At 45.2% G+C, this 8,442-nt stretch carries 6 protein-coding genes; 3 read left to right on the forward strand and 3 right to left on the reverse strand.

Annotated elements, in window-relative coordinates:
- Positions 1–12 precede the first annotated feature (12 nt).
- From QVC79_RS17445 to QVC79_RS17455, 3 genes are read right to left on the reverse strand one after another with little or no spacing between them, the layout of a single operon-like run.
- A complete protein-coding gene (locus tag QVC79_RS17445; RefSeq protein WP_151411479.1) occupies positions 13–1,395 on the reverse strand; it encodes a TolC family protein in 1,383 nt (460 codons plus the stop codon).
- A gap of 6 nt (positions 1,396–1,401) precedes the next feature.
- On the reverse strand, positions 1,402–4,575 hold the full coding sequence (locus QVC79_RS17450; protein WP_124317474.1) for an efflux RND transporter permease subunit: 3,174 nt from the start codon (positions 4,573–4,575) through the stop codon (positions 1,402–1,404).
- Between the two features lie 40 nt (positions 4,576–4,615).
- Positions 4,616–5,791: an efflux RND transporter periplasmic adaptor subunit gene (locus QVC79_RS17455; protein ID WP_164719743.1), complete on the reverse strand. Its 1,176-nt coding sequence runs from the start codon at positions 5,789–5,791 to the stop codon at positions 4,616–4,618.
- Between the two features lie 205 nt (positions 5,792–5,996).
- On the opposite strand from QVC79_RS17455, the gene QVC79_RS17460 reads away from it, so the two are divergent.
- The 3 genes from QVC79_RS17460 to QVC79_RS17470 all read left to right on the forward strand — a co-directional run bounded on the left by QVC79_RS17460 (position 5,997) and on the right by QVC79_RS17470 (position 8,179).
- Positions 5,997–6,563: a Crp/Fnr family transcriptional regulator gene (locus tag QVC79_RS17460; protein WP_087420179.1), complete on the forward strand. Its 567-nt coding sequence runs from the start codon at positions 5,997–5,999 to the stop codon at positions 6,561–6,563.
- 147 nt (positions 6,564–6,710) lie between these two features.
- On the forward strand, positions 6,711–7,634 hold the full coding sequence (locus tag QVC79_RS17465; RefSeq protein WP_124317727.1) for an EamA family transporter: 924 nt from the start codon (positions 6,711–6,713) through the stop codon (positions 7,632–7,634).
- Between the two features lie 17 nt (positions 7,635–7,651).
- Positions 7,652–8,179, forward strand: a complete 528-nt coding sequence (locus QVC79_RS17470) for a GNAT family N-acetyltransferase (RefSeq protein ID WP_124317728.1) — start codon at positions 7,652–7,654, stop codon at positions 8,177–8,179.
- The last annotated feature ends 263 nt before the right edge of the window (positions 8,180–8,442 follow it).

Genomic DNA, 8,442 nt, shown 5'->3' on the forward strand with positions numbered 1-8,442 from the left:
TGTATTTAAAGGTTATTCGGTTCGTCCACCACCTAGGGCATGATACAGGTTAACAACGGCTTGTATGCGTTGGAACTCGTCGGATATTCCGGAGAGTTGGGCGCTGAGCAAGGACTGTTGTGCCGTGAGCACTTCTAGGTAAGTGGATGTTCCTAAAGTTAGTAATTCTTGCGTGTATTCCACGGATTTTTCTAAAGAAAATATCTGCTTTTCACGTTGTTCTATTTTATCTTGTGCCGTTTGGTACTGCACCAACGCGTTGCTAACTTCACTTCCTGCGTTTAATATTGCCTGTTCAAAACTAATCAAGGCCTCTTCTTGTTGTGCCTTGGCAACTCTTAAACGGGCCGTGAGGGCTCCCCGGTTGAAGATCGGTTGTGTCAGTGATCCCACAGCAGAGGCAATCATCTTACCCGGGTTCGTGATGTATGACCCGGAGCTATTGGTCCAGCCGAGCGTTCCGCTGATTGATATTTGCGGGTAGAATGCCGAACGGGCTTGGTTCGTATTGTAAAACGTGCTGGCTAATGCCATTTCGGCCGACTTCACGTCCGGACGGTTCGATAATAATTGAACGGGTATACCGACATTTAACAGGGTAGGCAGGGATTGATCTTCCAGCTTACCTCGTTCGATACGCTGCGGGGCTTGTTTCAGCAATAGAGAAAGTGAATTTTCCGCTTCCCGGATGCTTTTTTTCAAGTCGGGAATAGAGGCGGCAATCATGTAGCTGTTAGCCTCGCTTTGCGCGATAGCGGCCTCGTTTACCATCCCGGCCTCTTTCATCGCTTTCATGGTTTCCACGCTTTTTTGCCATAATACGGCTGTCTCTTCCGTGATGGCCAGTTGCTTGTCCAGCATGAGCAGCGTGTAATATGTGTTGGCAATCGTCGAAATGACTTGTGTCTGAACGGCTTGCTTGTACGCCTCGCTTTGTAGTAAGGTCGCTTTTGCTCCGCGTTTGGCATTCGTTAATTTGCCGAACAGGTCAAGTTCCCAACTGGAAACGACCGGGAGCGAGTAAATCTGCGTGGCGGCAGCTTTGTCAAAACTACTTACTGTTCCCTGAGGAGATAATCCTAGGGAAGGTAAGTATGCCAAGCGGGAGGACATTAATCCTGCCTCTGCCTCTTTCACTTTCAAGATAGCAGTTTGCAGGTCACTGTTTTGTTCCAGTCCCTGACGAATTAATTTCTGTAATTGGGGATCCGTGAATACCTCTTCCCAGGGTAAATTACCCATGTTCGTGGTATCCGATACCAGTGTGTCATTTACAGAAACCGGGTCCCGGTACAGGCCTTCCATATCCACGTCCGGGCGGTTGTATTTCTTGTAAATGTTACAGCTGCTTAACAGGGCACCCATGCATATCGTGTATATAACAACTTGTTTCATCTTTCTTTATTTTGTGTATTGTTCTATTTCAGATTCAAGTTCCGTGTTATCCGTGTCATGCCATTCGATCGGTTTAATCTTCTCTTGCAGGTATTGGAATGCAACGAACATGGCAGGTACCGTGAAAATCTGGCAAATCATACCGATTAACATACCACCAATTGCTCCGGAGCCCAACGTGCTGTTACCGTTTGCACCAACACCGCTAGCGAACATCATCGGTAGCAAACCGATTACCATGGCCAAAGAGGTCATCAAAATCGGACGGAGACGGGCGGAAGCACCCAATACGGCGGCAGAGACAATGCTCATTCCGGACTGACGTCTTTCAAGGGCGAACTCGGTGATCAGGATGGCATTTTTCGCCAATAGACCGATCAACATGATCAAGGCAATCTGCATGTAGATGTTGTTTTCAACACCCATGAACTGTGCAAATATGAAACTGCCCATTAACCCGAAGGGTACGGAAAGTATAACAACCAATGGTAGAATATAGCTTTCGTACTGGGCACTCAGTAACAGGTACACGAACACGAGACAGAGTACGAAGATTAACGCAGTTGTACTTCCGCTGGCACTTTGTTCCTCACGGGTCATACCGGAGAATTCATATCCGAAACCGGTGGGCAATGTTTCTGCTGCCACTTCCTCGATAGCTTTGATGGCTTGTCCGGAACTGTATCCGTCGGCAGGAGAACCGTTCACGCTAATGGCCGTGAACATGTTGAAACGTTTGATGTTATCCGGACCGTATACCTTGCGTAGCGTAACGAATTGGGTAATCGGTGCCATTTCATTTCCGTTTCTAACCATGATTTGGTTTAAGGTTTCCGGGTTGGCACGGAAATTGGCATCAGCCTGAATCATGACACGGTACAATTTTCCGAAACGGTTAAAGTTAGAGGCGTATAGACCTCCGTAATATCCCTGCAATGCAGACAGTAACACGTTGGGGGATAGTCCGGCTTCTTTACACTTGGCCACGTCAATGTCTACCATGTATTGCGGGTAATTCGGGTTAAATGAAGTTCGTGCCGCGGCGATTTCCGGACGTGCATTTAGTTTTTCCAAAAAGTTCTGGGTGATGTTGAAGAACTCGTTCAAATCACCGCCTGTTTTGTCTTGAAGGTTGAATTCGAATCCATTCGTCAAGCTATATCCCGGAATCATCGGTGGGGCGAACAATAGTACTCGTGCATCCTTGATCAATCCTTGGGTTTGCATGTATAATTGTCCGATCACGCTGTTTACATCTTGGCCTTTGCTTCGTTCATCCCACGGTTTCAGACGGCAGATAAACGTACCGTAAGAACTACCTTGTCCGGCAATGAAGCTATACCCGGCAATTTCAGTCCGGTCGGAAACAGCTGGATTGTTGGCGATTAGACTGTCCACCTGTGCCAAGGCGATTTGCGTGGTTTCCAATGATGTGGCAGGTGGGAGGTCAACGATCACGAAGAAGGTTCCCGTGTCTTCATTAGGTACCAATCCCGTCGGGGTTTTCTGCATCAGGAATACAAGGACCACCATGCTGGCAACTACTGTCACGAACGTGATTACCTTGTGGTTGATGAAGAAATTGATCCCTTTCTTGTATTTGTTCAATGTCACGTCGTAGGCGGCATTGAAGGCGGCGTGGAACCGGTTAATGAGTCCTTTTTTCTTGTGATCCTCGCTCTTGTCGTGAGGTTTTAAGAAAATGGCACACAATGCGGGACTTAATGTCAAAGCGTTGATGGCGGACAAACCGATGGAAACTGCCATTGTCAAACCGAACTGACGGTAGAATGTACCGGAAGTACCGGTGATGAAGCTCACGGGGATGAATACGGCCATCATCACGAGGGTGATGGACACGATCGCTCCGGAAATTTCGCTCATGGCATCAATAGACGCTTTAAGCGGGGATTTATACCCTTGATCCAGTTTCGCGTGCACGGCCTCAACCACCACGATGGCATCATCGACCACGATTGCGATAGCCAGCACGAGGGCGCAAAGTGTTAGCAAGTTCATGCTGAACCCGATCAGGTAAAGCACAAAGAACGTACCGATCAAAGCAACCGGAATCGCTATGGCGGGAATCAACGTGGACCGGAAGTCTTGCAGGAAGATAAATACAACGAGGAACACAAGGATAAATGCTTCGATCAAAGTTTTCAACACCTCGTGGATAGAGGCGTACAGGAAGTCATTGGCACTAAGTAATATACTGTATTCAACACCGGGAGGGAAGTCTTTGGAAACATCTTCCAACAATGCTTCGATGTCTTTGATGATTTGCGTGGCATTGGAACCCGCTGTCTGGAAGATCATACTGGTGACTCCGGGGTGACCGTTTGCGTTGTTCGAATAACCGTAGCTTAATCCACCCAGTTCGATGCGGGCAACGTCTTTCAATCGTAGGATTTCCCCGTCGGAAGTGGCCCGGATGATTATATCCTCGAATTCCTCTGTCGTCTGGAGACGTCCTTTGTATTTCATGATATATTGGAATGATTGATCGCCACTTTCCCCGAATTGTCCGGGAGCGGCCTCGATGTTTTGTTCTGCCAGTGCAGCCGTAATATCGGAAGGCATTAACTTGTATTGTGCCATCACGTCGGGTTTTAACCAGATACGCATGGAGTAGTCCGCTCCAAATGCCATCACGTCACCCACACCGGGAACACGTTGGATTTGCGGAATCAAGTTAATCTTCATGTAGTTTTGAAGGAACGTCTGATCAAACCGGTCATCCGTGCTGTAAACGGTAAAACCTAGCAACATACTGGTTTGACGCTTGCTGGTGATTACTCCCACTTGGGTAACTTCGGCAGGCAGGAATCCTTGCGCTTTGGCCACGCGGTTTTGCACGTTTACCGCGGCCATGTCCGGGTCTGTTCCTTGTTTAAAATATACCTCGATGGAGGCGTCTCCCGTGTTGGTAGCGGTAGAAGTCATGTACATCATGTTTTCCACACCATTGATTTGCTCTTCCAACGGAGCTATCACGCTGTTTAGCACCGTTTCCGCGTTTGCTCCGGTGTAAGACGTGCTTACCCGAACGGTAGGGGGGGCGATGTCCGGGTATTGCGTGACGGGGATGGAAACCAACCCCAGAATACCCAAGATCACGATGATAATGGAAATCACCGTGGAGAGAACGGGACGTTTAATAAAATTATCTAATTTCATAATCTTAATTCATTCAAAGTCATTTGTTCATGTTCTTCCATTATCGGGCGATTGCCTGTTGGCGTTTGGCTGCCGATTCAGCCGGGGTGATTGCTTTGATGGACATACCGTCTCTCACGGATGTTCCCACTCCTTCAACCACGATGCGGTCCCCGATGTTTAGCCCGGAGGTGACAACATAGTTTTTCCCGTCGTTAATGGGTAGTATGGTGATCTCTCGGGTTTTTACAACAGAACTGTCTGTTACAACGAAAGCGAATTTCTTATCTTGGATTTCCGAAGTTGCCTTTTGGGGAATAATGATTGCGTTGTCTGATTCCTCCGGCAACAGGATAACTCCTGATCCACCGCTACGCAAGATCCCGTTCGGGTTAGGGAAGGTGGCACGCACGCTGGCAGAACCCGTCGTTTGATCAATTACCCCGCTTAACGTTTCTATCTTGCCTTTTTCGGAATAGATTGAGCCGTCAACCAATTGTAATTCCACTGCCGGCATCTGGTTTAATACTCCTTGGGTAGCCCCGTTGCTTTGACGGGTTAGTTTGAGAAGGTCTTTCTCGTTCATGGAGAAATAAACGAACATCTTGGAATTGTCTGATACCGTGGTTAACGGTGTTGCCATACTGGGGCTAACGAGACTACCGACACGATAGGGTATCTTTCCGATAACTCCATCCGCGGGGCTGGAAACTTGCGTGTAGGACAGGTTTTTTTCAGCGTTGATTAACTGGGCTTCAGCTTGGGCCAAATTAGCTTTCTGTTGTGCTAATGTGTTTTCTGCCGTTTGTAATTCGTACTGGCTGATAATGTTTTTTTGCGCCAGCATTTTTTTATTCTCGGCGGTGAGCGCCGCTGTTGCAACTCCTGCTTCTGCAACCTTAACAGCTGCACGGGCCACGTTCACGGCTTCCTCGTATTGTACGGGGTCAATAACAAACAGCGTTTGACCTTTCTTTACTACCGAACCTTCATCCACGCATAACTTCGTGATGAATCCACTCACGTTCGGACGAATCTCAACGTCCTGACACCCCTTGATTGTTGCCGGGTAAGAATTATTCAACTTTGATACGCTGGGCTCAATCGTGATGACTGCATATTCAGGAACTCCCGCTTGGTGTCCTGCCTGCTTGTTTTCGCAGGCAAAAAGAGCAGTTCCTAACATAATAACAATCAATCTTTGAGACAAAATAATCATTGACTTTTTAATTTTCATATGCTAGATTTTAATTAATTGTATTCGTGTATAACTTTAAAAACGCCTTATAAAAGGCGACACAGAGTCGAATAGACAAAAGGTATACCAAAATTGTAAATAGAAATGTAGATTTTATTTCTTTTATAGAAAAATTATACATGTGAGCAGTTAATTTTAAGTTTCTGCTCAATTTTACATTATCTTTGCCGAAAAGGTTTGGATCATGGAGGTTTTTATCAGGAAAATAAGGGAGGCTTACCCGTTATCGGATGAAACCGTTCGTTTATTGCTCGGTCACACGGAAAGAGTTGTTCTTCCTAAAGGAGAATTATTGATGCGGGAGGGAACGGTTGCAAAATATACTTATTTTGTAATAAAAGGATTTGCCCGAGGATTTTTCCATAAGGAGGATAAGGATATTACGATCTGGTTTGCCTCCGAGGGTATGTCCCTTTTGTCCATGAACGGGTATATGTTTTCAACTGCCGGGTACGAGAACGTGGAGCTGCTGGAAGAATGTGACCTGTTGAAAATATCAAACGAAACATTAAATCGTTTATTTGATTCCAATATTGAACTGGCAAATTGGGGACGACGGATGTCTGACGGGATTATATTGAAATTCGAGAAATTATTCATGGAACGTTATTTCATGTCGGCCTCGGAACGTTATCATTTATTGGTTGAACGGGAACCGGAAATTCTTAAGAAGGTTCCACTTCGTCATATCGCATCATTTTTGGGAATTTCTCAAGTGTCGTTAAGTAGGATCAGGGCGGGAATTCAGTAATTTTAGATTTTAAATTCTGATTGTACAAATCCAATGTTTCTTAATTTTATCATGTTTTGACTCGATACTATTTTTTACATATGTAAATTGAAAAGTCGGGAATTTTACAGACCTTTGGGGCCGTTAATTTAAAAAGCAGAAAATAAAATGCGGCAGTTGAAAGGTGTATTATTAGCGATGATTTCATCATCCACGTTCGGGTTGATTCCATTGTTTGCCCTTCCGGCAATGCAAGAGGGGGTGGGATTGGACTCCGTATTGTTTTATCGTTTTGCCATTTCCGCGGTGGTCGTGGGTGCCTATTTGCTTTTACGGCGTGTGGATCTTCGGATAACTTTAAAGGAGTTTGGAACGATGTTCCTGTTAGGAGGAGCGTATGCCTCTACTTCACTTTTTCTGACAGCATCTTACCTGTACATTCCTAGTGGGGTGGCCACAACGATTCATTTTCTTTATCCGGTGTTGGTTACCGCTATCATGATTGCTTTTTTCAAAGATAAAATATCACTCTCGGTAATCATTGCCACGGTACTGGCTATTCTGGGAGTCTATTTATTAAGCAGTGGTGAAGGGGAAGGAGTGACGAGTTTGAAAGGACTTTTCATGGTACTGTCGACCGTGGTGACTTATGCCATATATATCGTCGGGGTAAATAAATCCTGTATACAGCACATGGATGGATTAAAAATGACCTTTTATATGTTATTTTGTTGTACAATCATCTTTGGAGCCAACATTCTATTAAAAGGGCAGGGATTGGATATGATGCCGAATGCGAATGCCGTGGTGCATATCTTTTTGCTGTCTTTAATCCCAACTCTTGTGTCCGATTTAACGTTAATATTGGCAATACAACACGTGGGATCAACCACGGCTGCTATAATGGGGTGTATGGAACCCTTGACGGCAGTAAGTATGGGAGTTTTGTTTTTGGGAGAACGTTTCGGGTTGGGGCAGATACTGGGAGTTGTTATCGTGCTGGTAGCCGTGTTCATCGTGATCCTGTCCAGTCATCCGGGACATTTTTCTATGAAACGTTTGATCCCGGCATTTATGAAAATAAGAAAATAAAATTAAAGATTCGTGTTATGGTAAATTTGATTAGAATAACGGAGCCGACAGATATTCGTTTACAAAAACTTATCCCACTCTATAAGGAGGCTTTCCCGGAAGAGGAGAGGCGAAATATCAAGCAATTGGAACGGTTGATTCGAGAAAAAACAGAGATGCATTTTAATGCCATAGAGACGGATGGTGTTTTGGCCGGTTTATTTATCTACTGGGATATGCGGGATTTTTATTACCTTGAACATTTAGCCGTTTTCACCCCAATGCGTAATCTGAAAGTCGGGCAACAGGTGTTGGATTATATCGCGGAACATTTAGACGATACGCGATTGTTGGAAGTGGAACCGACCACGGATGAGATGACCACTCGCCGGGTGAATTACTATCGTCGTAACGGGTATGAGATTCTCGACAAGACGTACATGCAACCTTCTTACGATGAAGACATTGAAGTCGGTAATCTTTGGATTATGGGGAACCGGAAATCCGATCGTTTACAGGAGTTCATAGAGCGGATAAAACAGGTGGCTTATAGGGAAAATCGATAATAATGAAACTTTCTTTAGGCGTGCTACTTATTTAATGATAACCTACACTTTCGCTAAAGTTAAACTATCCTTTCCTTTGATCACGAACATAGCATGAACACATCAAGTACATAGCATGAACATTGGTGTATGTATATGCTATGTTAGTGTCGTGTCTGTATTCCCTTGGTGTTTTAGTGTAAGGATAGAGAAGGGGCGGCTGAAAATTAAGTTTACTATAAGGGGAGGGAGGAAAAAAGATAAGGATCGATTTCTCGATCCTT

This window comes from Butyricimonas sp. (assembly GCF_019423355.1).
GTDB classification, from domain to species: domain Bacteria; phylum Bacteroidota; class Bacteroidia; order Bacteroidales; family Marinifilaceae; genus Butyricimonas; species Butyricimonas faecihominis.